Genomic DNA, 25,963 nt, shown 5'->3' with positions numbered 1-25,963 from the left:
GCCGCTCCCTAGTAGACACGCGCTTTCGGCGCGATCTTCTTCGGGTCGATGCCGCCCTGTTCCAGGGTCGTCAGCGGGTCGAGCACCACCGGGCGGTAGTCCAGCTTGACGTTGCCGTTCTCATCGACCCAGGACAGCGTGTGCTTGCGCCATTCCTCGTCGTTGCGGCCGGAGAACGGACCGTCCTTGTAGTCCTCTCGCGCATGGGCGCCGCGGCTTTCCTTGCGGGCTTCCGCGCCATAGACCGTGGTGATGGCGTTGGCCATCAGGTTCTCCAGCTCCAGCGTTTCCACCAGATCGGAGTTCCAGATCATCGAGCGGTCGGAAACCTTCAGGTCCTTCATCTCGCCCCAGATCTCGGTCAAACGCTTGCAGCCCTGTTCCAGGCTTTCCTGGGTGCGGAAGACGGCGGCGTCTTCCTGCATGGCGCGCTGCATCTTGTCGCGCAGATCCGCTGTCGCGATCGCCCCGTCCGCGTGCCGCAGCTTGTCGAAGCGGTCCATGATCTTTTCGCAGGACGCTTCGTTCGGCGTCGGCACGGCTTCCTTCGGATCGACCACTTCGCCGGCCTTGATGGCGGCCGCGCGGCCGAAGACCACCAGGTCAATCAGCGAGTTGGAGCCGAGACGGTTGGCGCCGTGAACAGACGCACAGCCCGCTTCGCCGACGGCCATCAGGCCTTCCTGGATCCGGTTCGGGTTGTCGCCGTCCGCGTTCAGCACCTCGCCCCAATAGTTGGTCGGGATGCCGCCCATGTTGTAGTGGACGGTCGGCAGCACCGGGATCGGATCCTTGGTGACATCAACGCCGGCAAAGATGCGGGCTGATTCCGAAATGCCCGGCAGACGCTCGGCCAGCAGCGCCGGATCGAGGTGATCCAGGTGCAGGAAGATGTGGTCCTTGTTCTTGCCGACACCGCGGCCTTCCCGGATTTCCATGGTCATGCAGCGCGAGACCACGTCGCGGGAGGCCAGGTCCTTGGCCGAAGGTGCATAACGCTCCATGAAGCGTTCGCCCTGGGAATTGACCAGATAGCCGCCCTCGCCGCGGGCGCCTTCGGTGATCAGGCAGCCGGAGCCGTAGATGCCGGTCGGGTGGAACTGAACGAATTCCATGTCCTGCAGCGGCAGGCCGGCACGGGAAACCATGCCGCCGCCGTCGCCGGTGCAGGTGTGGGCGGAGGTTGCCGAGAAGAAGGCCCGGCCGTAACCGCCGGTCGCCAGCACGACCATCTTGGCCGCGAAGCGGTGGATGGTGCCGTCGTCGAGGTTCCAGGCGATCACGCCCTGACAGGCGCCGTCCTCGGACATGATCAGGTCGAGCGCGAAATACTCGATGTAGAATTCGGCATTGTTGCGCAGGGACTGGCCATAAAGCGTGTGCAGGATGGCGTGACCGGTGCGGTCGGCCGCCGCGCAGGTGCGCTGCACGGGAGGGCCTTCGCCGTAGTTCTGCATGTGCCCGCCGAACGGGCGCTGGTAGATCTTGCCTTCCTCGGTGCGGGAGAACGGCACACCGTAATGCTCCAGCTCATAGACCGCCTTCGGTGCTTCACGGGCAAGATATTCCATGGCGTCGGTGTCGCCGAGCCAGTCGGAACCCTTCACCGTGTCGTACATGTGCCATTCCCAGCAGTCCGGCGTCATGTTCTTCAAGGACGCGGCGATGCCGCCCTGGGCGGCGACCGTGTGGGAGCGGGTCGGGAACACCTTGGTGATGCAGGCCGTTCTGAGGCCCTGCTCGGCCATGCCGAGCGTTGCCCGCAGCCCCGCGCCGCCGGCACCGACCACGACCACGTCATAGGTGTGGTCGACAAATTCATAACTCTTGGCCATCCGGGTCAGCCTCCAAAGCCAATCTTGAGCACTGCGAAGACGCAGCCGAAACCGATAAAGGCACAGAAGAAGGTGTTCGCCATCAGGGTGAGGAACTTGAGGCCTTCGCCGTGCACGTAGTCCTCGATGATCACCTGCATGCCGAGCTTCATGTGATAGACGCCGGAGAGGATCACCAGGAGCAGGATGATGGATACGAGCGGGTTCTTCAGCGTCTCGACCACATCCGCTTGGGAAGAGCCCTGCATGGAGATGACGAGAATCACGAAGAAGGAGATCAGGAAGACATTGGCAACGGCCGTCAGGCGCTGTTTCCAGAAATGATCGGTGCCTTCCTTGGCCGAACCGAGCCCGCGGACCTTGTTCAAGGGTGTGCGCATATCGCTCATGACACTCTCCTTCAGCGAACCATGTAGCCGATGACCCAGAGCACCAGGGTCAGGACTACGGAACCGATGATGGTCGCCTTGGCGAGCCATTCGCGGGCTTCCTTGCCGAAGCCGGCGCCCATGTCCCAGATGAAGTGGCGCAGGCCGCCGAGCATGTGATGCACAAGCGCCCAGGTGAAGCCGAACAGGATCAAGCGGCCGATGAACGAACCGTAGATGCCATTGACCAAATCGAAGTAGGCCGGACCGGCCGCCGCGGCAATCAGCCACCAGGCGAGCAGGATGGTGCCGAAATAAAGCGCTGCGCCGGTGATGCGGTGCAGGATGGACATGACCATCGTCAGAATGGGTTTGTATATCTGAAGATGGGGCGACAGGGGGCGGTTGCCCCTCATATCGGCGTTCGACATGGAATTCCTCTCCCGTACGACGCTAGAGCGAATTGAGCGAAAAACGCACCGTTCTCACTGACCTGTCGTGCCTGGCGGCACGGCGGATCGCCGATGGCAACGACGCATCCTTAGCGCATTCCGCTCCGGTTTACGTTTACGCAAACGTAAGCAAATCAAAGCGTTGTCTAGAGGGGTTCTAGCGCCAACGCTCGCAAACGTCAAAATATCCTATAGGCCAAAGTGGCCCGCAACCACTTCTATATCGTTTTAAATTCACCTGGTGATGAAAAGTGACCTAGACGTGAACGCCGTCCCCGCCATGGGGCACGCCGAAAACGGACCAGCCGGTGCGGTGCGCGAAGAGCTCCATGGCTTCCGTGCCGAGCTTTGAATTTCCGTAGCGGTTCAGCCCCGGCGACCACACGGCGATGGCCGCCCTGCTGGGCGAGATCACCAGGATGCCGCCGCCGACGCCGCTCTTGCCCGGCATGCCGACCCGGAAGGCAAAATCGCCGGAGCCGTCGTAATGGCCGCAGGTCATCATCAGCGCGTTGATGCGGCGTCGACGTTCCACCGAGACAAGGGACGGCATGTTCGGCGCGTCAACCAGGAACCGGCCGGCGATCGCCAGCTGGCGGCAAGTCATTTCCACCGCGCATTGATGGCAATAGGTGCCGAGCACCTTGTCGACCGAGGAGCGCAGATTGCCGTGCGAGGCGAGATAATGGGCCAGCGAGAAATTGCGGTGGCCGGTCGCGATCTCGGACTTGGCCACCTTCTCGTTCATGTGAATGCTGTCATCGTCGGCCGCGGCGCGGATGAAGCGCAGCAGCTCGCCGAGTGCCTCGCGCGGGCTCGAACCCGACAGATAGGTATCGGTGGTCACCAGCGCGCCGGCATTGATGAAGGGATTGCGCGGAATACCGTCCTCGCGCTCCAGCAGCAGGATCGAATCGAAGGAAAGCCCGGATGGCTCGCGGCCGACCCGGTACCAGAGCTGATCGCCGACCCGGCCGAGCGCCAATGCCAGGGCAAACACTTTCGAGACCGACTGAATCGAGAACGGCACATCGGCGTCGCCCGAGGTGAACACCCGGCCGTCGGCCAGGGCAATGGCCATGCCGAACTGGTCCGGGTCGATGCCGGCGAGTTCCGGAATATAGGTCGCGACCGCGCCCTTGTCCGGATTGGCGGCCGCCGCCTCGGCGATCTCGGTCAGCAGGTCCTGCATGCATTCCTCCCTAACGGAGGGGCACTTGGTCAGATTGTGGCCGTTGATGCAAGGCCTGTTTGCGGCGGTTAAGGGGTTCCGGCGACCCGTTGCCGCTCGGCGGCCAGTCTCTTGTAGAGATGCAGCATGAAGATGGTCGCGAAGATCGGCGTCACCAGATTGAGGATCGGCACGGCCAGAAGGCCTGCGATGATCAGGCCGGCGAGAAACACCGTGCCCCCACGTGCCTTGCGGAAGGCCTTTGCCTCGGCCGCCGGCATGAAGCGCATGGCGGCGAATTCGAAGAATTCCCGGCCGAGCAGATAGCCGTTGACCAGGAAGAACGCGACCAGGTTGACGCCTGGAACCAGCAGCAGGATCAGCGCGAACAGGTTGCCCAGAATAACCACGCCGGTGAACTTGATCGTCTGCATCACCGCCTGCGTGAACGGCAATGCCCTGCCGGGCCGGTCGCCCGGATAATCCTTCCGGTCGACGATATCGGCGATCTCGTCCTGAAAGAGGCCGGCGAAGAGGGCGGAAATCGGCGCGATCAGGAAGCCGAGCACGAACACGGCGCCAATGCCGGTCAGGATCGAGATCGACCATTCGATCCAGCCGACCCAACCGGCGCCGCCGCCATATTCGGTCGCCGCCACGCCCAGAAAATGCGTCACCAGCCACTGCAGCACGATCCAGATCACCACCAGAATGCCGAGCGTGAAGCCGAGCATCTTCCAGAAGATCGCCCGGAACGGCGGTTCGAACACCTCGGACATGGCACGGGCAGCGGCTTGGAACATGGCACCTTCGACGGTTTGAGAAAGACCGCCCCGACATAGGGGGTGGAGAGGATCGGCGCAAGGGCGGGTGGGTACCGGTTGAAAGCAACCACCACCCATGGGCAGTGGCTTTCGGACTATCAGATATCACATGTGTCACCCCGGGCGACCGAAGGGAGACCCGGGACCTACTCATTTCCAGAGAGCCTGTTTTGCGATGTAAACCACAAGCAAACTCCGTCGCTCCAACAAGCGGTCCTGAGAGTAGGCCCCGGCTCGCGCTGCGCTTGGCCGGGGGGACACCGTGAGTATTTGTGTAGTTGCGCGACATTCAACACCCTACGCGGCCGAAGTAAACAATCATCAACCTTTCGTTGTATAATCGCCTCAAGCCACCAATTTGGTTGTGGCCGGTCTACCGGTCTCACCCGTTAAGAACTTCGGGAGCCTTCATGACACAGCTTCAATCTGTTGCAGACACCCCTGCTGCCGCGTCCGAGGCTCTCGACATGTTTCAATACGAATGGGGGATCTACCACAAGCTGGTGCGCGCCAACGAGATGCATCATCGCGAGCTCGGCCAGATCCTGCGCAGGCTGATCGAGACCCGCTTCGACCGGCCGTTCACGTTTCTGGATCTCGCCTGCGGCGACGCCAGCCTTGCGCGTTGCGTTCTGAAGGGCAGCAAGGTGTCCCGCTATGAGGGCATTGACCTGTCCCGCCCGGCACTCAAATGCGCCGCCGAGGTCATGGCGGAAGTTCCCTTTGCCGTGACCCTGTCAGAAGAAGACATGCGCGATGCCGTACTGGCGCGTCCGCAAAGCTGCGACATCATCTGGTGCGGGTTTTCCATCCACCATCTGGACCGGGCGCAGAAGCAGGACATGCTGCTGGCCCTTCGCGGTGCACTCAGACCCGGCGGAATTTTTGTCTGCGCGGAACCGGTCTGCCGGGCGAGCGAAACACGGAGCCAGTTCACCTCCCGCTGGGAGGGAGAATTGCGCCGCCGGTTCTCCTCTCTGACGGAGAGGGAATACGCCCATCTGTGGAACCACATCCGCACCTACGACTATCCGGAACCGCCGGAAGACTGGATTGCAATGGGGGAGCGTGCCGGATTCAGCCGTGTCCAGGAACTGTTCCGCTTTCCGGGCGACCTGTTCTGTTCGGCGTTTTTATTCGAGCGGTAGGAAAGCAAAGCGCCGCCTCCCCTCAGGTGTCATCCCCGACAAGCGCAGCGCGATCGGGGACCCATTGGTTTCCAGAGCGAGGGGAAGAGGCAATGCGATGCAGGTTGTCAGCGCTCGAGCCAATTTCTCTTGCCGCGTGGCGAAGTGGATTGGGTCCCGGCTCAAGGCCGGGATGATCACCGGGGTGACGGATCACCTCAAAAAGGCTTCAGCAGCAAAGTTCACCAGACCCGTTGCGCCTCAAAACCGCGTCCGCGCCCTCAAGGCCTGGGCCAAGGTGCCCTCGTCCAGATAATCCAGCTCGCCACCGACCGGAACGCCATGGGCCAGACGCGTAACGTTGACGTCAAGGTGAGCAAGCTGATCCATGATGTAATGGGCGGTCGTCTGACCTTCGACCGTGGCGTTGATCGCCAGGATGACCTCGTTGAGATCCTCCGCGCCGCAGCGCTCGATCAGGCTGGCAAGATTGAGGTCTTCCGGTCCGACACCGTCCAGCGGCGACAGGGTGCCACCGAGCACATGGTAGCGGGCATTGACCGCCCCGGCCCGTTCCAACGCCCAGAGATCGGCGACATCCTCGACCACGATCAGAACCCCGGGGTCCCGTTTCGGGTCGGAACAAATGGTGCAGGGATCCGACGTGTCGACGGTGCCGCAGGTGGAACAGATGCCGATGTCGCGGACCGCGACGCCCATGGCCTCGGCGAGCGGCAGCAGCAGCTGGTCCTTTTTCTTGATGAGATGCAGCGCGGCGCGGCGGGCCGACCGCGGCCCGAGCCCCGGCAGTTTCGCCAGGAGCTGAATCAGCCGCTCGATTTCCGGTCCAGCAACCTGTTTTTGCGCCATCCGGCCCTGCCCCGTCCCGGCCTCAGAACGGCAGTTTCATGCCAGCGGGGAGACCGAGGCCGCCCATCAGTTCCTGGGTCTGTTCCTGAATGGCCTGTTCGACCTTGGCGCGTGCTTCCGTGTGGGCGGCGATGATCAGGTCTTCCAGGATTTCCTTTTCGTCTTCCTTCAGAAGCGAGGGATCGATAGCGATGCCCTTCAGGTCGCCCTTGCCGTTCAGCGTGACCTTGACCAGACCGGCGCCGGCGGTGCCTTCGACCTCGATCTCGACAATCTTTTCCTGAAGCGAGCCCATCTGCTCCTGCATCTGCTTGGCCTGCTTCATCATTTTCAGGAAATCCATTGGATCTCTCCTTCAATCACCCGCAGCGGCGCCCTGCCGCGCGTCAAAACTCGTTCTGGACCTGCATGTAAGAGAACTATCCGTCCCGATCAATCGTCTTCGTCATCGCCAAGCGCTTCGCTCAGGAGCGGATCGCTGACCATCGGGTCGGCCAGAGCCGCATCGGCCTCTTCTGAAACCTTGACCGTGACGTCGACCACCTTCGCGCCCGGAAAGGCGGCGAGCAGCGACGCGACCGTCGGATGCGACTTGGCGTCGGAGAGAAGCTGCTGCTGATTGGCTTCGTTCTCTTCGTGGATGGTCGGCCGGCCCTGGTTGCGCGAGACCACCACGAACCAGCGCTGGCCGGTCCATTCGGTCAATTTGCGGCCGAATTCGCCGGTGATGTCGGCGGGTGCGTCCTCGGTCGGCTGGATTTCGATCTTGCCCGGCTCGAATTTCACCAGCCGCATCTGCCGCTGGATCGCCACCTTCATCGGGATGTCGCGTTTTTCCGAGGCGAGCGCGGCGCAGTCATGCAGGTTTTTGAGGTTATAGGCCGGCGCGGGCTGGACGTCCGGTTGCGGCGCCACCTGGGGCGACACCTGCTGGGCCGGCATGCCGCCCTGGATGGCGGAAAGCTGCGGCCGCGCGGAGGCCTGCATGGTCGGACCGTTGCCGCCGCCGCCAGAGCCGTGGCTCATGCCGACCGCCATGGCCTGGGCTCCGCCACCGGTCGGTGCGCTGCCGCCACCGGAAGGTACGCTACCGGCCATCGGTGTCTGGCCGCTCCGGATCTGCGCCATCAGCTCGCCCGGATCGGGCAGGTCGGCGGCATAGGCAAGGCGTACCAGGACCATGTCGGCGGCCGCCAGCGGCTTGGAGGCGGCCTGGACCTCCTGGACACCCTTCAGAAGGATCTGCCAGGCGCGGGACAGGAGCCGTACCGACAGCTCGTCGGCATATTCGCGGCCGCGGGCGCGCTCAGCCTCGGTCACGGACGATTCGTCCGCCGATTTCGGCGCCACCTTCATGCGAGTGACCAGGTGGGTGAAATCCGCCAGGTCCGTCAGCACGATTGCTGGGTCGGCGCCGACTTCATACTGCGCCTGCAATTCACCGAGGGCTTCCTCGATGCGGCCGGCCATGACGTGGCCGAAAAGATCGATCACCCGGGCGCGGTCGGCCAGGCCAAGCATCTGGCGCAGGTGGTCCGCCTCGATCGCGCCGGAGCCATGCGCCATGGCCTGATCGAGCAGGGACAGCGAATCGCGCGCCGAGCCCTCGCCGGCCCGGGCAATCAGCATCAGGGCCTCGTCGGTGATCTGGATGCCTTCCGCGTCCGAGATCCGGCGCAGCAGGCCGATCAGCTTGGACTGTTCGATCCGGCGCAGGTCGAAGCGCTGGCAGCGCGACAGCACCGTGATCGGAACTTTCCGGATTTCGGTGGTGGCGAAGATGAATTTCACATGTTCCGGCGGCTCTTCCAGGGTCTTCAGAAGACCGTTGAAGGCCGCGTTGGAGAGCATGTGCACTTCGTCGATGATGTAGACCTTGTAGCGCGCCGTTGCCGGTCGGTAGCGGGCCGCATCGATGATCTCGCGTATGTCGTTGATGCCGGTGTGGGAGGCTGCGTCCATCTCGATGACATCGACATGGCGGCCTTCCATGATCGCCTTGCAGTGCGTGCCTTCCTGGGTCAGTTTGACCGTCGGCTTGTCCGCAGCACCCGGGATCTCGTAATTGAGGCCGCGGGCGAGGATGCGGGCGGTCGTCGTCTTGCCGACACCGCGCACGCCGGTCAGCATCCAGGCCTGGGCAATGCGGCCGGTGTCGAAGGCGTTTTCCAGAGTCTGGACCATCGGCTCCTGGCCGACCAGGTCCTCAAAGGTTTTCGGCCGGTATTTGCGGGCCAGCACACGATAAGCGCCGTCATTGGGCGCAGCTGCCGCCGCTCCGCCGCCACTCATCAAACCGGGCGCCTCGGCGCCGCTCTCATCGGGAAAGCCAGTCTCGTCCATGAGCCGCACCATACCGACTTTTTCGAAAAGTGGGACGGTCCTTTGAAAGTTTTTCTGTGGTTGGTTTCAAGCAATGTCCGGATGCATCGGCAATTGCCTCTTTCAGGCCTGGAACCGGTCCGGCATCAGGAAGCGCTGACGGGCCGTGCCGGAGGCCAGGCGGCCCTCGGAATACCAGGTCGCCATCAGCGTTCTGGAGGTCAGGTCCGGGTTCTTTTCCAGGAATTCGGCAAAGCTCTTGTGGGCCGTCCCGGCCATGCGTTCCGCCAGAAGGCCAAGAAAGGCCAGCGTGATCGTGACGTTGAACTTGTCAGGTGCACCGGCCCTCGCCGCGAGACCCCGCAGTGCATGGCCGTAGCGCTGCGCCGCGTCGAGAAAGTCATACCGCTGCAACATCTGGCAGGCGACGCCGATATGGTCGACATGGCTAAAGCCTTCAGGCGCGAGCGTCCCGGCTTCAAATCGGTCCGTCAGATCCGGATAATTTCTGCTCTCACTCATCCGCTCCATCCTTGAGCTTGTGGCTGTCCAAGGCGCTCAGGTCGAGATCGTAGACGCTTTTGAGCTGCGCGATCTTGCCAAGGGTTTCCTCGGAGAAGGGCGGCCTGTTTTCAAAAGCGTGCAGCGCGAGCCCTTCGATCAGGTCGCCGAGCGAGATATCGAGATGCTCCGCCAATCCCTTCAACACCTTCAAAAGCCGTTTTTCCAAACGGACGCCGGTCTGAACACGTTCGATCGTTTTTATCATTTTGGTACTTTGGTACCAAGGTACTATTTTGTCAATATAGGGCACGAACGAACCACGGGTGTCACCCCGGACAAGCGCAGCGCAGATCCGGGGCCTACTCGCAAATCCGCTTGTCGATGCGGCTGGGAAGGGCTCAGCAGCAGAACTCGGACTTTGAGAACACTGAACTATGTCTCTGGAAATGAGTGGGCCCGGATCTCCCTTCGGTCGTCCGGGGTGACACCGAGGCATTTTGCGCCAGGAAAAACAAAAAAGCACCGCGGTTGTCCGGCGGTGCTTCCAGCAAAGCTTTCAAGCTTTTGATAGGGTGGGAGGCTGGCACGGCGACCCGTGCCGAGGCTCGTTAGGGCTGCTTCCTTCCGGACCTGACCCGGTTGGCGAGTGGCTCGTCCACCACCAACCTCCCGAGTGCGTTATATCAGATGCCCCCCGGGGTTTGGCAAGGGGGCGGTTCCGGTTTTTATTTGCCGGGAAATCGTGCTCGCCAAAGACGCTCCGGACCGTGTACCGTTCGGGCAATTCGCTTCGGAGCCCACTCATGACCTTCTTCAATCTCAACCCTCGCCTGGAAGGCGACAGTCTGTTTGTCGCCGACCTGCCGCTTTGCGCCGTCCGGCTGATGAAGGACGCCAATTATCCCTGGCTCCTGCTGGTGCCGCGCAAATCCGATCTGGTGGAGATCATCGATCTGGACGAGGCCGACCAGCAACAATTGATGCGCGAGATTGCGCTGGCGAGCACGTGCCTCCGGCAGGTTACCGACTGCGAGAAACTCAATGTCGGCGCGCTTGGCAACATGGTCTCGCAACTGCATGTGCACGTGATCGCCCGCTTCCGCGAGGATGCCGCCTGGCCCGGGCCGGCCTGGGGCGTGGTGCCGGCGCTGGCCTATGAGCCGGACAAGGCCGAAAGCCTGATCGACCAGCTGCGCGAGGCGCTGGCGGATACGAACGGCTAGGCTTCGGCCTGTCTCAATTTGCATTCAGAGTTGATCGCATAAGCTACCCTCCCAAGCTTTTCCTCCAGACCTGGTTGGACTAGGCTCCGGTCCCATTGTCATCTCGCCCCAAGCAATCCAAGGACATTCCCATGCGTGCCACTGCCGCCGAACTCCAGCCGATGGAGATGAGTTTTCTCGGCAACACGCTCGACCGGCGGTCGACCAAACGCGGCGACAAGGCCTATCTCGATGGGTTGCTCCACAAGCCGGATACGGAAATCGTTCTGTCGACAGCACGCACCCTGGTGTTTCAGGCCGGAGCAACGCTCACGCTCGGCCACACTTTGGACAGCGCAAAGGCCCTCGGCGCCGATCCGGCGGAATTGGTCTTTCTGGGCCTTCGGCAGGCAACCGGAAAGGCACTTTTCTCGACAACGCTTCCGCAGGACGACGAAGAGCTGGCCGAGCGGGACGACCTGCAGCTGATCGACCTGCGCACGCTGGCGCTGCAGAACGCCCTGCCGCCGGAAGACATGGGGGCGCTGGCCCAGGCGCGCGCGCTGATCCATTGGCACCGCAGCCATCGCCACTGCTCGCGTTGCGGCGAAAAGACCCTCATGGCCGAGGCCGGCTACCGGCGCGACTGCCCCTCCTGTGAGGGCACTCATTTTCCGCGCACCGATCCTTGCGTGATCATGCTGATCACCGACGCAAGCGGCGAGAAGGCCCTGCTCGGCCGCCCCGCACGCCTGCCGGAAGGGATCTACACAACGCTCGCCGGATTCATGGAACCGGGCGAGACCATCGAACAGGCCGTGCGCCGCGAAACGCTTGAGGAATCCGGCATCCAGGTCGGCGACGTGCGGCTGATCTCCAACCAGCCCTGGCCGTTTCCGGCCAACCTGATGCTCGGCTGTATCGGCACCGCGACCTCTTTCGACATTGAAATCGAGGATGACGAGCTGGAAGCCTGCAAATGGTGCGACCGGGACGAGGTCCGCCAGATGGTTGCCCACACCCATCCGGAAGGCCATTTGATCCCGCCATCGATTTCCATCGCCTATGAGCTGATCACCGGCTGGCTGGAGGGGCGCCTCTGATGTCCTGGTGCATCTACCTCACCCATCCGGAAGTGAAGATCGACCCAGAGGTTCCGGTACCGGACTGGGGCCTGTCGGAGACTGGCCGGGAACGCGCCGCCAGGGCCGCCGCTTTGCCCTTTGCCGGTGACATCCGCCAGGTGATTTCCAGCAGCGAGCAAAAGGCGATCGAAACCGCGCAGGTGTTTTGCGGGCGCAAGGGCGTGTTCCACCGCGCCTTGCGGTTCCTGCATGAGAACGATCGCAGCGCCACCGGTTTCCTGCCACCGCTGGAATTCGAGGCAACCGCCGATGCCTTTTTCGCCAAGCCGCATGACTCCGTGCGCGGCTGGGAACGGGCGGTCGACGCCCAGGACCGGATCGTCACGGGAGTGAAAAGCGCGCTTCGGCATATACCGGAAGACGACCCGGTGCTTTTTGTCGGCCACGGCGCCGTTGGCACGCTGTTGATGTGCCATCTGATGGCCGTGCCGATCTCGCGGGCGCATGACCAGAAGCGCGGCGGCAGCTGGTACCGCTTCGACAAGGACTGGCTGATGACCCAGACCGGCCGCAATTTGGCTTGGACAGAGCTCTAAGCGCAGTCGGCCCCGGCTGGAGTTCATGCTAGGGTCACCGTGAATGTGGCTTGGATAAGCAGATGGCGGCTGTCCTTCGGCACCGTCAGACCAAATCTTCGGCCTCATCCTGAGGAGGGCCTTCAGACCTGTCTCGAAGGATCGGCGGCAAACGCCGGAGCAAGCGGCCCATCCTTCGAGACAGCGCTCCGCGCTTCCTCAGGATGACGGTGTTGTTTCTGTCCGGGCCGACGCCTGAAACGGGAGTTTGTTGTGATCCAGACTTTGCCGAAGCTTGCCCTAGCCGCGCTTGCGGTTGTCACATGCCTCTCTTCGCCTACACAAGCCGGACAATACGACGCCCAGTTCCGGCAGTTCCTGAATTCCGAGATCGCGCCGGCGGCACGGAAGGCCGGTGTCTCCCAGGCCGTCATCGACCGGGAGCTGAGCGGCCTGACACCGGACACATCTCTGCCGGGACTGGTCGGGCCTGGCGGCAAGGGCACGCCGCCGAAGGTCAATTTCCAGGCCGAATTCCGCTCACCGGCACGCTATTTCCGCGCCAGCCAGTTCAACGCCCTGGTGCCGCGCGGGCGCAGCCTGATGCAACAACATGCCGCCGCGCTGCAGCGGATCGAGGCACGTTATGGCGTGCCCAAGCGGATCATCCTGGCGATCTGGGCAAGGGAATCGGGCTATGGCGGCGCCAAGATCCCCTATGACGCCCTGCGCGTCGTCGCCACTCAGGCTTTCATGGGCCAGCGGCCGGACTTTTTCAAAGGCGAGGTGGTCGCAGCCTTGCAGATCCTGCAGAACGGCGACGTCTCCCGCCGCGCCATGAAAAGCTCCTGGGGCGGCGCCATGGGCCAACCGCAATTTCTGCCGTCGTCGTATCTGAAATATGCCGTCGATTTCGACGGCGATGGCAAACGCAACATCTGGACTTCCGATGTCGACACCATGGCCTCGATCGCCCATTACCTGTCGGAGCACGGCTGGCAGAAGGGGCGCGACTGGGGTTATGAGGTCCATCTGCCTCAAACCGTTTCCTGCACGCGCGAGGGGCCGGACAACCGCCAGAAGATCTCCGACTTCGTGCGCGAGGGCGTCAAACGGGTCAGCGGCAAGCCTTTCCCGGATTACGAGATCAATCGCCAGGGCAACATTCTGCTGCCGGCGGGCCGCTACGGCCCGGCTTTCATCGCGACGGAAAATTTCTACGTCATCAAGGAATACAACGAGAGCGATGCCTATGCGCTCTTTGTCGGCCACCTGGCGGACCGCTACAGCAGCAACAAGGGCTTTGCCGGCGAATGGAAACCGATGAAGGAGACCACCCGCGGCGCTGTGCGCAATCTGCAGCTGCGTCTTGAGGGCCTTGGCCACGATGTCGGCGGCGCCGACGGCCTGATCGGCTTCAAGACCCGCCGGTCCATCGGCAGGGACCAGGAGAAAAACGGCTTCTTCGCCACCTGCTGGGTCGGTTGACGCGGCATTAGGTCCCGCCGGACGACATTGATTTGCATTTGGCCGCCACCTGCGGAACAGTAAGGCTCTCCTCACTTTCCGTCCTCCCGGTGCCTTGATGCGGCTCCCCAAGATCGTCACGACCCTGCAGGACTATTCCCTGCGTCTGTTCCTTGCCGATCTCGCGGCCGGGGTCACCGTTGCCATGGTGGCGCTGCCGCTGAGCCTGGCGATCGCGATCGCGTCCGGCGCGGATCCGGGCAAGGGGCTGGTGACGGCCATTGTCGGCGGGTTCTTCATCTCGCTTCTGGGGGGCAGCCGGGTCCAGATAGGCGGGCCGACCGGCGCCTTCATCGTGGTCGTCTTCAGCGTGATTGCCGAACACGGTTATGACGGTCTGGTGCTGGCCACCTTCATGGCCGGGATGATGCTGCTTCTGGCCGGGGTCTTCCGGATCGGCGGCCTGATCCGTTATGTGCCCGAACCGGTCGTCAACGGGTTCACCATCGGCATCGCCGTCATCATCGCCTCCAGTCAGATCAAGGATTTCTTCGGCCTCCAGCTCACCAAGGTGCCCGCCGACTTTCTCGACAAGTTGGAAGCCCTCTGGGGCGCACGGGGCAGCGCATCGTTCGCGGCTAGCGCCGTGGCGCTGTCCACACTGCTGCTGATCGTTGCGCTGCGCCGGCTCGCCCCGCGATTTCCGGGTCTTATCCTGGCGGTTGGCGCGGCATCCGCCGCCGTTGTTGTCCTGAGTTTGCCCGTGGAGACGATTGCGTCGCGGTTCGGCGCGCTGCCCAATACTCTGCCGGTCCCCTCTCTCCCAGAGATCTCCGTGGACCGTATCGTCGAGCTGTTTCCCTCCGCCGTGGTGATCGCGTTCCTGGCCGGTGTGGAATCTCTGCTCTCCGCCATGGTCGCCGATCGGATCATCGAAGGAAAACACCGGCCCAACGCGGAAATGCTGGCGCAAGGCACGGCCAATCTGGCCTCGTCACTCTTCGGTGGCCTGCCGGCGACCGGGGCGATCGCGCGCACGGCCACCAACATCCGCGCCGGCGGCAAGACCCCCGTTGCCGGACTGATCCACGCCGTCACCATTTTTCTGGTCATGCTGGTTGCCGCCCCGCTTGCGGGTTACCTCGCCCTGCCCGCGATGGCGGCGCTGCTCGTGCTGACCGCCTGGGCAATGAGCGAACCGCACAAGTGGAAGCACTATCTTGCCGAACCGCTTGCCGACCGGCTCTTGCTCCTCATCACGCTGGTCCTGACCGTGCTGGTCGACCTGACCGTCGCCATCGGCGTCGGCGTTGCCATCGGCCTTGCATTGCGCTTGCGCGAACATGGCAAACCGCCCGAAGACTGGTCGATGCCGGAGCGCTGAAGCCGCTCGCTCTATCCGCTTTCTCAAGACCGACTTGGCAGAAGTGGTGTCTCCGCGCCGCCGCCACAGAAATACCATTTTCATTTCTTATTGTTTTACGATAATTAATAGATGTCGTTTTAATTGGAGTTCTTGTCATGTTTGGACCTGCGTTCCGGCGCACACGCCCCTTTCTGCGTCCCAAATCCCTGTGGCTGGTTCTGGTTCTGGCTGTTCCCGGTCCATCCTCCTGGGCATCCGACCTCGATGCGTTCAACCCCGCAAAGACCGATCCGGCTATGTTCCGCATTGCCGTGCGCCACTCGCATCGTCTGGATGTGCCGCAGGGCGGAGCCCGGGTGAAGATCCTGTTGAAGGACCGAAAATCCGGAAACGTGCTGCGCGAAAAGGAGGTTCTTCTGACAAGGACTATCCCCGTGATCCGACCGGAAAAACTGCTGTCCGGGCGGCGCGGCGACGAGCGCGTTTCCATCTACCGGATCCCGGACCGGCAGGTTGCGGAACTCAGGGCTCTGCAGGCGAAATATCTGGCGATGCCCAAGGAGCGCCAGGACAAGATCGCCGGGGAATTGGTCATCGACGTCGCCGGCTGCAAGGTCGACCCGCAGGACAGCGGACAAATGCTGATTTCGACCTATCTGAAAACGTCCGAGTTTCAGGATTACGTGCTTCTGGAAAAGGACTTTGACTTGCGCAACGTACCACTCACCGACCGGTCCGGGCAAAGGGATCCGGTCAAACCCTGCCTGCAACAGCAGTGATATTGGAGCCAGTCGTGTCCAACGGATCGAGACGGCATTTCCCCCGCGCGGCGGCACAGGTGGTTCTGGCAGGTACCTGTGTTCTCTTTCTGAGTGCCTGCGGCCACGTTCCGCTGGCCACAATGGTCAAGCTCAGCGACTTCGATTTTCTGAAAACCGCACCGGAGACATTGCGGATTGCTGTCAAATACCCGGACAGCATCCGCATCCCGGAGGGCGCCGCACAGATGCGGCTGACCCTCCAGGAAAAATCCAGCGGCAAGATGCTGATCAAGGAAGAACTAGCCTTCGAGCGGGTGGAGACGCCTGCCGAAAAAGTGGAACTTTCAGCCGAGCTGCAGACCGGTTGGCGGCTCGAAATCTACCGGCTGCCGGAGAGCAGGATAAACACGTTCAAGGCATTCCAGTCACGGCTTGTGGCCATGGACAAGGCGGAGCGCGACAAGGTGAATGGCAGCATGGACATCAGCGTCGATGCCTGCCTCGCCGCCGCCAAAAAACCGGAGAAAATCGTGGTCAGCACTTATCTGAAGGCACCCGAACTCGGTGGCTACGTACCCTTGCTGAAAAACGCCGATCTGCAAACTCTGATGGCCGCCGAGGGGCTGGAGGGCGACGCCGTGCCGCTCGGCCCTTGTCCCGACAACCGAAGCCCTACGCGCTGACAACCCCTTCCGGAGCCGCCTCAAGCCGGAAGGCGGCGGCCATCAGAGCCTTGGTGTAATCGGTCTGCGGCGCATCGAAGATCTGCTCCGCCGGCCCCTGTTCCACCACCTTGCCCTGGCGCATGACAATGACCTCGTTGGCAAGCGCCCGGACGACCTTCAGATCGTGAGAGATGAAGAGGTAAGCCAGGCCATGCGCCTTCTGCAGGTCGCGCAACAGGTCCACCACCTGAGCCTGAACGCTCATGTCGAGCGCCGAGGTCGGTTCGTCCAGCATGACGAATTTGGGCTCCAGCACCATGGCCCGCGCTATCGAGATGCGCTGACGCTGGCCGCCGGAAAATTCATGCGGGTACCGGTGCCGGGTGGAGGCGTCGAGCCCGACCTCTTCCAGCGCCTTGGCGACCTTGCGGTCGCGTTCTTCTGCTGAAATGCCGGGGAAATGCACCTGCAGCCCCTCACCGACAATATCGGCGACCGACATGCGCGGGCTGAGGGCGCCGTAAGGGTCCTGGAACACGATCTGCATGTCCCGGCGCAGCGGCCGCATTTCCTTCCAGGAATTGGCCTGGATATCTGCGCCGTTGAAGGTGATCTTCCCCTTTGAGGAAATCATCCGCAGAATGGCGAGACCCAGCGTGGTCTTGCCCGAGCCGCTCTCGCCGACAATGCCGAGCGTCTGGCCCTGGCGGACCTTCACATCGATGCCGTCGACCGCCTTGATGTGATCGACCGTCTTGCGCAGGAAGCCGCGCTTGACCGGGAACCAGACCTTGAGGTCGTCCGCCTGAACGATGATCGGCTTGTCCTTGTCGGTCGCCGGCGGCTGGCCCTTCGGTTCGGCCGCCAGAAGGTGCTTGGTATAGCTGTGCTGAGGGTTGTCGAAAATCTCGGCGACGGGACCCTGCTCGACGATCTTGCCGCCGGTCATGACGCAGACACGGTCGGCGAATTTGCGCACGATGCCGAGATCATGGGTGATGAAGAGCATGGCCATGCCCTGCCTCTTCTTGAGCGCCTTCAAGAGCTCCAGGATCTGGGCCTGCACGGTGACATCCAGCGCGGTGGTCGGCTCGTCGGCAATCAGGAGGTCCGGCTCGTTGGCAAGGGCCATGGCGATCATGACCCGCTGGCGCTGCCCCCCGGAAAGCTGGTGCGGATAGGATTTCAGGCGCTTTTCCGGTTCGCGGATGCCCACCTGATGGAGCAGTTCCAGTACACGGGCCCTGGCCTGGGTCTCGCCCATGCCCCGATGCACCATCAGGATTTCCGCAATCTGCTTCTCGACCACATGCAAGGGGTTCAGCGACGTCATCGGTTCCTGGAAGATCATCGAGACATCGTTGCCGCGCACCTTGCGCATCTCTGCGTCGCCGGCCGTCAGCAGGTCCTTGCCGTGCATCAGGATCCTGCCGGACGGATGCGAGGCCGCCGGATAGGGCAGCAACTTCAGAACCGACAGAGCGGACACCGATTTGCCGGAGCCGCTCTCGCCGACCAGGGCAACCGTCTCGCCCTTGTGGATCTCAAAGGAAATCCGGTCGACGGCCAGCGTCTCCCTGCCACCTTGGGTGAAGGCAACCGACAGGTCTTCCACGGACAGGAGTTTCTCGTTTGTCATTCTTGTCTCCCTACCCGAGGCTCTTGCGCGGATCGAAGGCGTCGCGCACGGCTTCGCCGATGAAAATCAGCAGGCTGAGCATCAGCGAGATCACGATGAAGCCGGTGATGCCGAGCCAGGGCGCCTGGAGATTGTTCTTGCCCTGGGCGAGCAATTCGCCGAGCGAAGCGGAGCCGGGCGGCAGGCCGAAGCCGAGAAAATCGAGCGCCGTCAGCGTCGAGATCGACCCGTTCAGGATGAAGGGCATGAAGGTCAGCGTCGCCACCATCGCATTTGGCAGCAGGTGCCGCCACATGATCACCCTGTTGGAAACGCCCAGCGCGCGCGCCGCCGAGATATATTCGAAGTTACGGCCGCGCAGGAATTCCGCGCGCACCACCCCGACCAGCGCCACCCAGGAAAAGGCAAGCAGGATGGTGAACAGCGTCCAGAAGCCTGGCACCAGAAACGAGGACACGATCAGGATCAGGTAGAGCGTCGGCACCGCGGTCCAGATCTCGATGAAACGCTGGAACAGAAGGTCGGTCCAGCCGCCGTAGTAGCCCTGCACAGCCCCGGCGGCGATGCCGATGACGGAGGAAGCCAGGGTCAGCGCAAGGCCAAACAGGACGGAAATCCGGAAGCCGTAGAGCAGCCGTGCAAAGACGTCCCGGGCCTGGTCATCGGTACCGAGCCAGTTCCAGTTGCCGACGATGCAGCCGGGATCGTTCGCGCCCTCCGGATACTTCGCGCAGCGTTCCTCCTTGTCCATGGTCCACGAGGGGGGCGCCGGCACGGGCACGGGCGGGTTCAGGTTGCGGGAATCGTAGGAGTAGCGGACCGGCGGCCACAGCATCCAGCCATTGGCGTTGATCTCGTCGCGGATGAACCCGTCCTTGTAGTTGGTCACCGCCAGGAAGCCGCCGAATTTGTCTTCCGGGTAGTCGACGAAGACCGGCATCAGCAATTCGCCCTTGTAGGACACAAGGATCGGCCGGTCGTTGGCGATAAACTCGGCGAACATGGCCAGGGTGAACAGCACCAGAAAGATCCAGAGTGACCAGTAGCCCCGCCTGTTGGCCTTGAAATTGGCAAGCCGCCTCTGGTTGATCGGCGACAGCCGCATCTTCGCCGGCGGCGGCGCGGTTTCTTCCGGCAGCGGGTTGAGCACGTCGTAGCCCGCGCCTTCCATATCCTTGTTCAGTCGGGAATCCATAGCTCAGACCTCCCGGCTTTCGAAATCGATCCGCGGATCGATCCAGGTATAGGTGAGGTCGGAGATCAAGCTGACCAGCAGCCCCATCAGTCCGAAGATATAGACGGTGGCAAAAACGACGGCATAGTCGCGGTTGATCACCGATTCAAATCCGAGCAGCCCGAGACCGTCGAGCGAGAAGATCGTCTCGATCAGCAGAGCCCCGGCGAAGAAGGACGAGATGAACGCCCCGGGGAAGCCGGCGACGACGATCAGCATGGCATTGCGGAAGACGTGGCCATAGAGCACCTGGTGCTCGGTCAGGCCCTTGGCCCTGGCCGTGATGACGTATTGCTTGCGGATTTCGTCGAGGAACGAGTTCTTGGTCAGTAGCGTCGTGGTTGCGAAGGCGGACAGGGCCATGGCGGTCAGCGGCAGGGCCAGGTGCCAGAAATAATCGGCGATCCGGGCCGGCCAGGAAAGTTCCTCCCAGTTGTCGGAGACAAGACCCCGCAGCGGGAACAGGTCCCAGAAAGACCCGCCGGCAAAGAGCACGATCAAAAGCACCGCGAACAGGAAGCCCGGAATGGCATAGGCGACCACGATCACGCCGGATGTCCAGACATCGAAGCGGGAGCCGTCGGAGACCGCCTTCCTGATGCCGAGCGGGATCGAGACCGCATAGGAAATCAGCGTCATCCAGAGACCGAGGGAAATGGAGACGGGCAGTTTTTCCTTGATCAGGTCGATGATCTTGATGTCGCGGAAGTAACTTTCGCCGAAATCGAACAGGGCATAGTCGCCAAGCATCTTCAGGAAGCGTTCCAGCGGCGGCTTGTCGAAGCCGAACTGAGCTTCCAGCTGCTTGATGAATTCCGGGTCCAGTCCCTGCGCACCACGGTATTTGGAGCTGACGCCGTCGGCGGAGGCCGCGCCGCTGCCGCCCGAGGCATCGTTGCCGGCGCCGATCATGTCGCCGCCGCCGCCGCTGATCCGCGAGGTTGCCGAAACATCCGTCCCCTGCAGCTGGGCGATGACCCGCTCGACCGGCCCGCCGGGCGCAAACTGGATGATCAGGAAATTGACAGCCAGGATCCCGACAAGGGTCGGGATCATCAACAGCAAGCGGCGAAGGATATAGGCGCCCATGGAGTGTGTGCATTCCCTTTATGGTCTGGCCTTCTGAAACGGGCCCGAGGTGTCACGTTTAAACTTAACGGCCTTTGCCGAGTTTTTCCGCCTTTTCGGCTTCTATCCACCAGAGTTCTTCAATCGGGAAGAAATACCGCGGTGGTTCTTCCGGATAGCCGTAGACATCCCACATGGCGACAGTGTGGATGCTCTTGTACCACTGGGGGATCCAGTAATGGCCGGCGCGCAGCACCCGGTCGAGGGCTCTTGCGGCGGTGTTCATTTCCGCGCGTGTCTGCGCGGCGATGGCCTTGTCGATCAGGGCGTCGACGACGGGGCTGGAGATTCCGGCCGTGTTGTAGGTCCCCGGGGTTGCGGCGGCTTTCGATCCCCACATTTCCCGGATCGTATCGGAGAGCGTCGGCGACAACGAATAGCGCCGGCTGGCGATGTCGAAATCATAGTCGTTCAACCGCGCCTGATACTGGGCGGGATCGACGATGCGCAGGTTCGCCTTAATACCCAGCCGTTCCAGGTTCTTGAGCAAGGGATTCGTGATCCGCTCGAAGGCAACCGTGTTGTTCAAGAACTCTATTTCCAGTGGCTTGCCGTCCGGTCCGACGAGGTCGGTGCCTTCGCGCCTGTAACCGGCCTCGGCCAGAAGCTCGCTTGCCTTGCGCAGCAGCTTGCGGTCATTTCCGGAGCCGTCGCTCACCGGCGGCAGGATCGCCTCGCCGAATACGGTTTCGGGCAGCTGGTCGCGGAACGGCTCCAGAAGGGCAAGCTCCGCCTTCGAGGGCAGGCCCTCGGCCTTCATGTCGGAATTCTCGAAAAACGACGCCGTACGCTCATAAAGGCCGTAGAACAGTGTCTGATTGGACCATTCGAAATCGAACGCGTAACCGAGAGCCTCGCGCACCCGAGGGTCCTTGAACTTCTCGCGGCGGGTGTTGATGAACCAGCCCTGGGCACCGGACGGCCGGCCATCCGGAAATTCGCGGCGCACGACCCGATTGTCCTCGACCGCCGGAAAATTGTATTCCGTCGCCCAGTTTTTCGACGTGAATTCCTCGCGGTAGAAAATATCGCCTTTCTTGAAGGCCTCGAACGCGATCTGGCGCTCGCGGAAAAACTCGACACGCACCGTACTGAAGTTGAAGCGCCCCCTGGTGACGGGAAGATCGCGGGCCCAGTATTTTTCCACCCTGTGATACTCGACATAGCGGCCGATGGCGTGCTTGCCGACCTTGAAGGGGCCGGAGGACAGCGGCGGCGTCAGCGTGGATTGCTTGAAGTCATAGGCGGTGTAGTAGCGCTTGGAGAAGATCGGGTAGCCGGCCGCCACCGCGAGCGGAAAGTTGCGCGCCTGGCTGCCATCGAAATGCAGTGCGAGCCGATAGTCGCCAAGCACTTCCGCGTCCTTCAGCACCGCCAGCGGCTGGCTGAGCAGCGGATGGCCTTCCGCCTTGATCAGCATGATCGAATAGGCGACATCCTCCGCCGTCAGCTTGGAACCGTCGTGGAAACGGGCCTCCGGGCGCAGGTTGAAGGTATAGACGTTACCGTCTTCCGAGACCTCGACTGTCTTGGCCACAAGACCATAGACCGCGTCGGCCTCATCCCAGGCCCGCACCATCAGCGTGTCGAAACACAGCTCCATCCGCGGCGGAGCATCGCCCTTCAGGATGAACGTGTTGAAGGTGTTGTAGGTCTGGACATTCTGGTTGTAATACCAGTAGGGCGCCTGGAACGAGAAGGTGCCGCCTTTCGGGGCGTCCGGATTGACATAATCGAAATGGGTGAAGTCGGCCGGATATTTCAGATCGCCGAACACCGACAGACCGTGCAGTGCGTTGGGGGCCTCCTGGGCCAGAGCCGGGCGTGGCAACCCGGGGACCGCTGCGGTCAGTGCGGCCGCGCCGCTCAGCTGCAGGACCTGACGGCGGGAGGGCGACAGTTGCTCGCTCATTTGGCTGCTCCCGTCTTGGCGGCTTTTTCCGCGTCATACCACCAGATCGTCGGAAATCCGGTGCTGTAGTCCGGCATGGTCTCGGGGTGGCTGAACCGGTTCCAGCGCGCCGTGCGGGTCTCGTCGACGAAAAACTGAGGGACCACATAGTGGTTCCACAACAGGACCCGGTCGAGCGCATGGGTCGCGGCCACCAGGGTGTCCCTATCCTCTGCGAAAATGACCCTGTCGATCAGCTTGTCGATCGCCGGGTTCTTGATGCCGGCATAGTTGGCAGAACTGTCATTGTCGGCGGCTTCCGACCCCCAGTACTCACGCTGTTCATTGCCCGGCGACAGCGTTTGGCCAATGGCCAGAACGGTGGTGTCGAAATCCCGGCTGCGGATCCGGTTGATGAATTGCGAGTTGTCGACCAGGCGCAGCACCGGCTTGATGCCGATGGCTTCCAGGTTCTTGGCATAGGGCAGTAGCGTGCGCTCGCTGGCCTTGTCCCGGTAGAGAAACTCGATGGAAAGCTGCTCGCCGGTCTTGGGGTCGATGAGCTTGCGGTCTTTCAATTCAAAGCCCGCCTGGCGCAGCAGCTTGACCGCTTCGCGCAGATTGGCCCTGACATTCTCGGGCGAGCCACCGACCGGGTTGGTGTATTCCTCGGTGAAGACCTCCGGCGGCACCAGATCGCGGACCTCTTCCAGGATTTCCAGCTCCTTGCCTTGCGGCAAGCCTGAGGAGGCCAGCTCGGTGCCGGCAAAGTAGGAATTGACCCGTTTAAGCAGGTTCGCGGACACGATCCGGTTGGTGGTCTCGAAATCATAGGCGTAGTTGAGCGCCCGGCGGACCAGCGGGTCCTGGAACTTTTCGCGGCGCAGGTTCAGGAAAAAGCCCTGCATAACGCCCGTCGACTTGTCCGGGAAGATCTCCTTGACCACCCGGCCGTCCTTCACGGCCGGGAAGTCATAGCGCTTGGCCCATTGGCTCGAGCTGCGCTCGACATGAAAATCGTACTGGTCGCCCTTGAAGGCCTCGAACTGGACGGCGTCGTCCAGGAAGGAGACATAGCGGATTTCGTCGATATTGTTGGTACCGACTCGAATCGGCAGATCCTTGCCCCAATAATCGTCGACCCGCTCGTAAATCACCTGGCGGTTGGGAGAAAAGCTCTTGATCCGGTAGGGGCCTGAGCCGAGCGGCGGTTCCAGCGTGGAGCGGGCAATGTCGCGAGGCTCGCCGTCCTTGTCCTTTGCCTCCCACCAGTGTTTTGGCAGGACCTGAAGCTGGCCCATGATCTTGGGCAGCTCGCGATTACCGCTGACATCAAAGGTAAACCGGATCGTGTGCTCACCGACAATCTCGGTCTTGTCGACATTCTGGAAGTAGAACCTGCGTTGCGGGTCGAGCTCGACCGCCTTTTCGAAGGACCAGACCACGTCCTCGGCCGTCACAGGCACACCGTCATGCCAGCGGGCCTCCGGATTCAACCGGTATTCGACCCAGGAATAGTCGTCCGGAAAACGGATGGCCTCGGCAAGCACGCCGTATTGCGCACTGATTGTGTCCTCATCGAGAGACCCCTCCATGAGGCTTTCATAAATGAGCCTGACCCCGGGGGCGATGCTGCCCTTCTGGGCCAGAATGTTGAACGTGTCGAAGCCGCCGCTGCCGGCGAGGCGCACGGTGCCGCCCTTCGGCGCTTCCGGATTGACATAGTCGAAATGGGTGACGTCGGGTCCGTATTTGGGTGTTCCGTTGAGCGCGGCAGCATGCTGCCACTCGGGCTCTTCAGCAACGGCGGGCGAAAAAGAGGCGCCGAGCACGCCTGCCCAAAGCAACCCAGCGGCTGCCTGCCTGCAAAAACGCCTTGTGAACACCATCGGCTTCTCCGTCCCTTCCGGTTCCTGACACCCAAATCAGCGGGTTTATGAGAACAGTGTAGGGACCAGCTGGCCATGCGTCACCTGCTGGTTGCCGAGATGACAGAAATTTAACCTGTCTGGGGAAGGCCTTTGGAGGGAAGTTCCTGTGAATTCTGCTTAGTTCTTGCCTTTTGCGCGTACATTCTACCGTCGGCAACCCTGAGCAAGTCTTCCACAGTTGCGGCATCGCCCGGATAGCTGGCCGATCCGATACTGGCTTTTACATCGATGCGCGCGCCCGAATACTCGAACACCTGCGCCACCTTTTCCCCGAGGCGTTGCAGGAAGGTTTCCTTTTCCTGCCTGCGCATGTTGCCGGGGGTCAGGACGATGAATTCGTCGCCGCCGACCCGTGCCACGGTGTCGGTCTGACGGATCTGGTTTTGCAGCCTTTGTCCGACCTCGATCAGCAGCTGGTCGCCGACCGCGTGACCGTAATTGTCGTTGACCGGCTTGAAGGCATCCAGGTCCACATAGAAGATTTCAAAACCAGCGCCCGAGCGTTCGCACATGGCGGCAAGCTGGTGCATGCGGTCCTCCAGCAGGCGGCGGTTGGCCAATCCCGTGAGCGGATCATGCAGCGCCATGGAGCGGACCTTGTAGACCTCGCTGATCAGCAGAAACGCCATCGCGCCGAAGACGAGGGAAATCAGACTACCGACCAGCTGCGTGATCCAGACCTGGTTGCCAGCACTCGACCAGCCGGCCTCGGGGTAGCCGATCAGATCCCAGTCTAGGCCGCCCGGCAGGTGCAGGGGCAGGGACACATGGTCCTTCTCGAACAGGGACGGGCTGCCGAAGATCATTTTGTTGCTGTCGATGGTGCCCTTGTTGACGATGCCGATCCGGATCCCGTTGATGACGTCGGTGATGCCTGCGGACCTCATCATGCCGTCCTGGTCGAGCACCAGCGTGGCGACGCCCCAATAGCTGCGCTCGTCCATCGGCTGACCGGGAAAGGCCGCCGGGAACACCGGAATGCGGATCAGGAGGGCTGTACCGCCCTGCACGAGCTCCAGAGGGCCCGCGATCACAACTTCCCGCGTCATCATGGCTCTTCGGATCGCCGGCCATTGGGCCGTGTTCATCCGGTAATTCAGGCCGATCGCGGACTGGTTCGGCTCAAAAGGGAAGACGGCGCGAAGGATATTGTTAGGCGCCAGGCCGATTGACCGGATGGAGGGATTTTCCTCGATCAGTTCGACGCCGATTTCGCGGTAGTCCTCCATGTCGAAGGGCTTGTCGACAAACTGCGTCACATAGGCCCGAATACCGAGGCCATAGGCCACCGTTCGGCCAATTTCACCTTCAAGGCGCGCCCGCGCCTCGGAAAGACTGGCAACTGCCCGTTGCTTGTGTTGAGAGACCAGTTCATTGCGGACCAGCTGCCCGACATGCGCCGTGACGGCGATGCCTGCCAGAAAACAGACGGCAGCCACAATGGACGCGACCCACGTTCCATTCGACTTCGAAAATGTATTCCGCGTCAGATTGATGCCCATACGGTCCTTGCCCGACCTTGCACGCCCGCGATAATAGTACGTAA

Annotated in this window: 24 protein-coding genes and 1 other RNA gene; 8 read left to right on the top strand and 17 right to left on the bottom strand. The window is 62.1% G+C overall.

Features of this window, described 5'->3' with window-relative positions; translation table 11 throughout:
- Positions 1-8: 8 nt before the first annotated feature.
- From sdhA to M0H32_RS14430, 5 genes are all read right to left on the bottom strand, one after another.
- A complete protein-coding gene (gene sdhA / locus M0H32_RS14450; protein WP_248155164.1) occupies positions 9-1,835 on the bottom strand; it encodes a succinate dehydrogenase flavoprotein subunit in 1,827 nt (608 codons plus the stop codon).
- Positions 1,836-1,840: 5 nt separating this feature from the next.
- A complete protein-coding gene (sdhD, locus tag M0H32_RS14445; protein ID WP_248155162.1) occupies positions 1,841-2,224 on the bottom strand; it encodes a succinate dehydrogenase, hydrophobic membrane anchor protein in 384 nt (127 codons plus the stop codon).
- A gap of 11 nt (positions 2,225-2,235) precedes the next feature.
- Positions 2,236-2,634, bottom strand: coding sequence for a succinate dehydrogenase, cytochrome b556 subunit (gene sdhC, locus M0H32_RS14440; RefSeq protein ID WP_248155160.1), 399 nt, complete (start codon positions 2,632-2,634; stop codon positions 2,236-2,238).
- Between the two features lie 277 nt (positions 2,635-2,911).
- Positions 2,912-3,847, bottom strand: coding sequence for a glutaminase (locus tag M0H32_RS14435; protein WP_248155158.1), 936 nt, complete (start codon positions 3,845-3,847; stop codon positions 2,912-2,914).
- Positions 3,848-3,915: 68 nt separating this feature from the next.
- Positions 3,916-4,629, bottom strand: coding sequence for a sulfate transporter family protein (locus M0H32_RS14430; RefSeq protein WP_248155156.1), 714 nt, complete (start codon positions 4,627-4,629; stop codon positions 3,916-3,918).
- Positions 4,630-5,060: 431 nt separating this feature from the next.
- On the opposite strand from M0H32_RS14430, the gene M0H32_RS14425 reads away from it, so the two are divergent.
- Positions 5,061-5,798, top strand: coding sequence for a class I SAM-dependent methyltransferase (locus tag M0H32_RS14425; protein ID WP_248155154.1), 738 nt, complete (start codon positions 5,061-5,063; stop codon positions 5,796-5,798).
- A 240-nt stretch (positions 5,799-6,038) separates the two neighbouring features.
- Here M0H32_RS14425 and recR read toward each other — a convergent pair whose 3' ends face one another.
- From recR to ffs, 6 genes are all read right to left on the bottom strand, one after another.
- Positions 6,039-6,647, bottom strand: a complete 609-nt coding sequence (recR, locus tag M0H32_RS14420) for a recombination mediator RecR (RefSeq protein ID WP_248155152.1) — start codon at positions 6,645-6,647, stop codon at positions 6,039-6,041.
- A 22-nt stretch (positions 6,648-6,669) separates the two neighbouring features.
- Entirely contained in the window at positions 6,670-6,990 is a 321-nt protein-coding gene (locus M0H32_RS14415) for a YbaB/EbfC family nucleoid-associated protein (RefSeq protein ID WP_248155150.1), read from the bottom strand.
- An 89-nt stretch (positions 6,991-7,079) separates the two neighbouring features.
- Complete coding sequence (locus tag M0H32_RS14410) at positions 7,080-8,990, bottom strand: DNA polymerase III subunit gamma/tau (RefSeq protein ID WP_248155148.1); 1,911 nt, start codon at positions 8,988-8,990, stop codon at positions 7,080-7,082.
- Between the two features lie 102 nt (positions 8,991-9,092).
- A complete protein-coding gene (locus M0H32_RS14405; protein WP_248155146.1) occupies positions 9,093-9,491 on the bottom strand; it encodes a hypothetical protein in 399 nt (132 codons plus the stop codon).
- Entirely contained in the window at positions 9,484-9,738 is a 255-nt protein-coding gene (locus M0H32_RS14400; protein WP_248155144.1) for a hypothetical protein, read from the bottom strand. Before M0H32_RS14400 ends, M0H32_RS14405 begins: the two co-directional genes overlap by 8 nt.
- Positions 9,739-10,045: 307 nt before the next feature.
- Positions 10,046-10,143, bottom strand: an RNA gene (gene ffs / locus M0H32_RS14395) — signal recognition particle sRNA small type.
- A 133-nt stretch (positions 10,144-10,276) separates the two neighbouring features.
- On the opposite strand from ffs, the gene M0H32_RS14390 reads away from it, so the two are divergent.
- The 7 genes from M0H32_RS14390 (at position 10,277) to M0H32_RS14360 (ending at position 16,612) form a co-directional block, all read left to right on the top strand.
- A complete protein-coding gene (locus tag M0H32_RS14390; protein WP_248155142.1) occupies positions 10,277-10,696 on the top strand; it encodes an HIT domain-containing protein in 420 nt (139 codons plus the stop codon).
- Positions 10,697-10,827: 131 nt separating this feature from the next.
- A complete protein-coding gene (gene nudC, locus M0H32_RS14385; RefSeq protein ID WP_248155140.1) occupies positions 10,828-11,778 on the top strand; it encodes an NAD(+) diphosphatase in 951 nt (316 codons plus the stop codon).
- Positions 11,778-12,356: a histidine phosphatase family protein gene (locus tag M0H32_RS14380; RefSeq protein ID WP_248155138.1), complete on the top strand. Its 579-nt coding sequence runs from the start codon at positions 11,778-11,780 to the stop codon at positions 12,354-12,356. The genes nudC and M0H32_RS14380 overlap by 1 nt, the downstream gene beginning before the upstream one ends.
- Before the next feature lie 252 nt (positions 12,357-12,608).
- Positions 12,609-13,823, top strand: a complete 1,215-nt coding sequence (locus tag M0H32_RS14375; protein ID WP_425607322.1) for a lytic murein transglycosylase — start codon at positions 12,609-12,611, stop codon at positions 13,821-13,823.
- 97 nt (positions 13,824-13,920) lie between these two features.
- Positions 13,921-15,186: a SulP family inorganic anion transporter gene (locus tag M0H32_RS14370; protein WP_248155136.1), complete on the top strand. Its 1,266-nt coding sequence runs from the start codon at positions 13,921-13,923 to the stop codon at positions 15,184-15,186.
- A 137-nt stretch (positions 15,187-15,323) separates the two neighbouring features.
- Complete coding sequence (locus M0H32_RS14365) at positions 15,324-15,947, top strand: hypothetical protein (RefSeq protein WP_248155134.1); 624 nt, start codon at positions 15,324-15,326, stop codon at positions 15,945-15,947.
- Between the two features lie 14 nt (positions 15,948-15,961).
- On the top strand, positions 15,962-16,612 hold the full coding sequence (locus tag M0H32_RS14360; protein ID WP_248155132.1) for a hypothetical protein: 651 nt from the start codon (positions 15,962-15,964) through the stop codon (positions 16,610-16,612).
- Here the strand turns inward: M0H32_RS14360 and M0H32_RS14355 are convergent.
- From M0H32_RS14355 to M0H32_RS14330, 6 genes are all read right to left on the bottom strand, one after another.
- Positions 16,602-18,233: an ABC transporter ATP-binding protein gene (locus tag M0H32_RS14355; RefSeq protein ID WP_248155130.1), complete on the bottom strand. Its 1,632-nt coding sequence runs from the start codon at positions 18,231-18,233 to the stop codon at positions 16,602-16,604. The genes M0H32_RS14360 and M0H32_RS14355 overlap by 11 nt on opposite strands.
- A gap of 10 nt (positions 18,234-18,243) precedes the next feature.
- Positions 18,244-19,428 carry an ABC transporter permease gene (locus tag M0H32_RS14350; protein ID WP_248155128.1) on the bottom strand — a complete coding sequence of 395 codons (1,185 nt, stop codon included), beginning with the start codon at positions 19,426-19,428 and terminating at the stop codon, positions 18,244-18,246.
- 3 nt (positions 19,429-19,431) lie between these two features.
- Positions 19,432-20,556, bottom strand: a complete 1,125-nt coding sequence (locus M0H32_RS14345; RefSeq protein ID WP_248155126.1) for a microcin C ABC transporter permease YejB — start codon at positions 20,554-20,556, stop codon at positions 19,432-19,434.
- Positions 20,557-20,620: 64 nt separating this feature from the next.
- Positions 20,621-22,507, bottom strand: a complete 1,887-nt coding sequence (locus M0H32_RS14340; protein WP_248155125.1) for an extracellular solute-binding protein — start codon at positions 22,505-22,507, stop codon at positions 20,621-20,623.
- On the bottom strand, positions 22,504-24,375 hold the full coding sequence (locus tag M0H32_RS14335) for an extracellular solute-binding protein (protein ID WP_248155123.1): 1,872 nt from the start codon (positions 24,373-24,375) through the stop codon (positions 22,504-22,506). The genes M0H32_RS14340 and M0H32_RS14335 overlap by 4 nt, the downstream gene beginning before the upstream one ends.
- A 110-nt stretch (positions 24,376-24,485) precedes the next feature.
- Positions 24,486-25,856, bottom strand: a complete 1,371-nt coding sequence (locus tag M0H32_RS14330; RefSeq protein ID WP_248155120.1) for a diguanylate cyclase — start codon at positions 25,854-25,856, stop codon at positions 24,486-24,488.
- Positions 25,857-25,963 lie beyond the last annotated feature (107 nt).

The organism is Roseibium sediminicola (assembly GCF_023156505.1).
Taxonomy (GTDB): domain Bacteria; phylum Pseudomonadota; class Alphaproteobacteria; order Rhizobiales; family Stappiaceae; genus Roseibium; species Roseibium sediminicola.
Note: the sequence above shows the minus strand (reverse complement) of the source record. Positions and strands in the feature narration are given on the sequence as shown.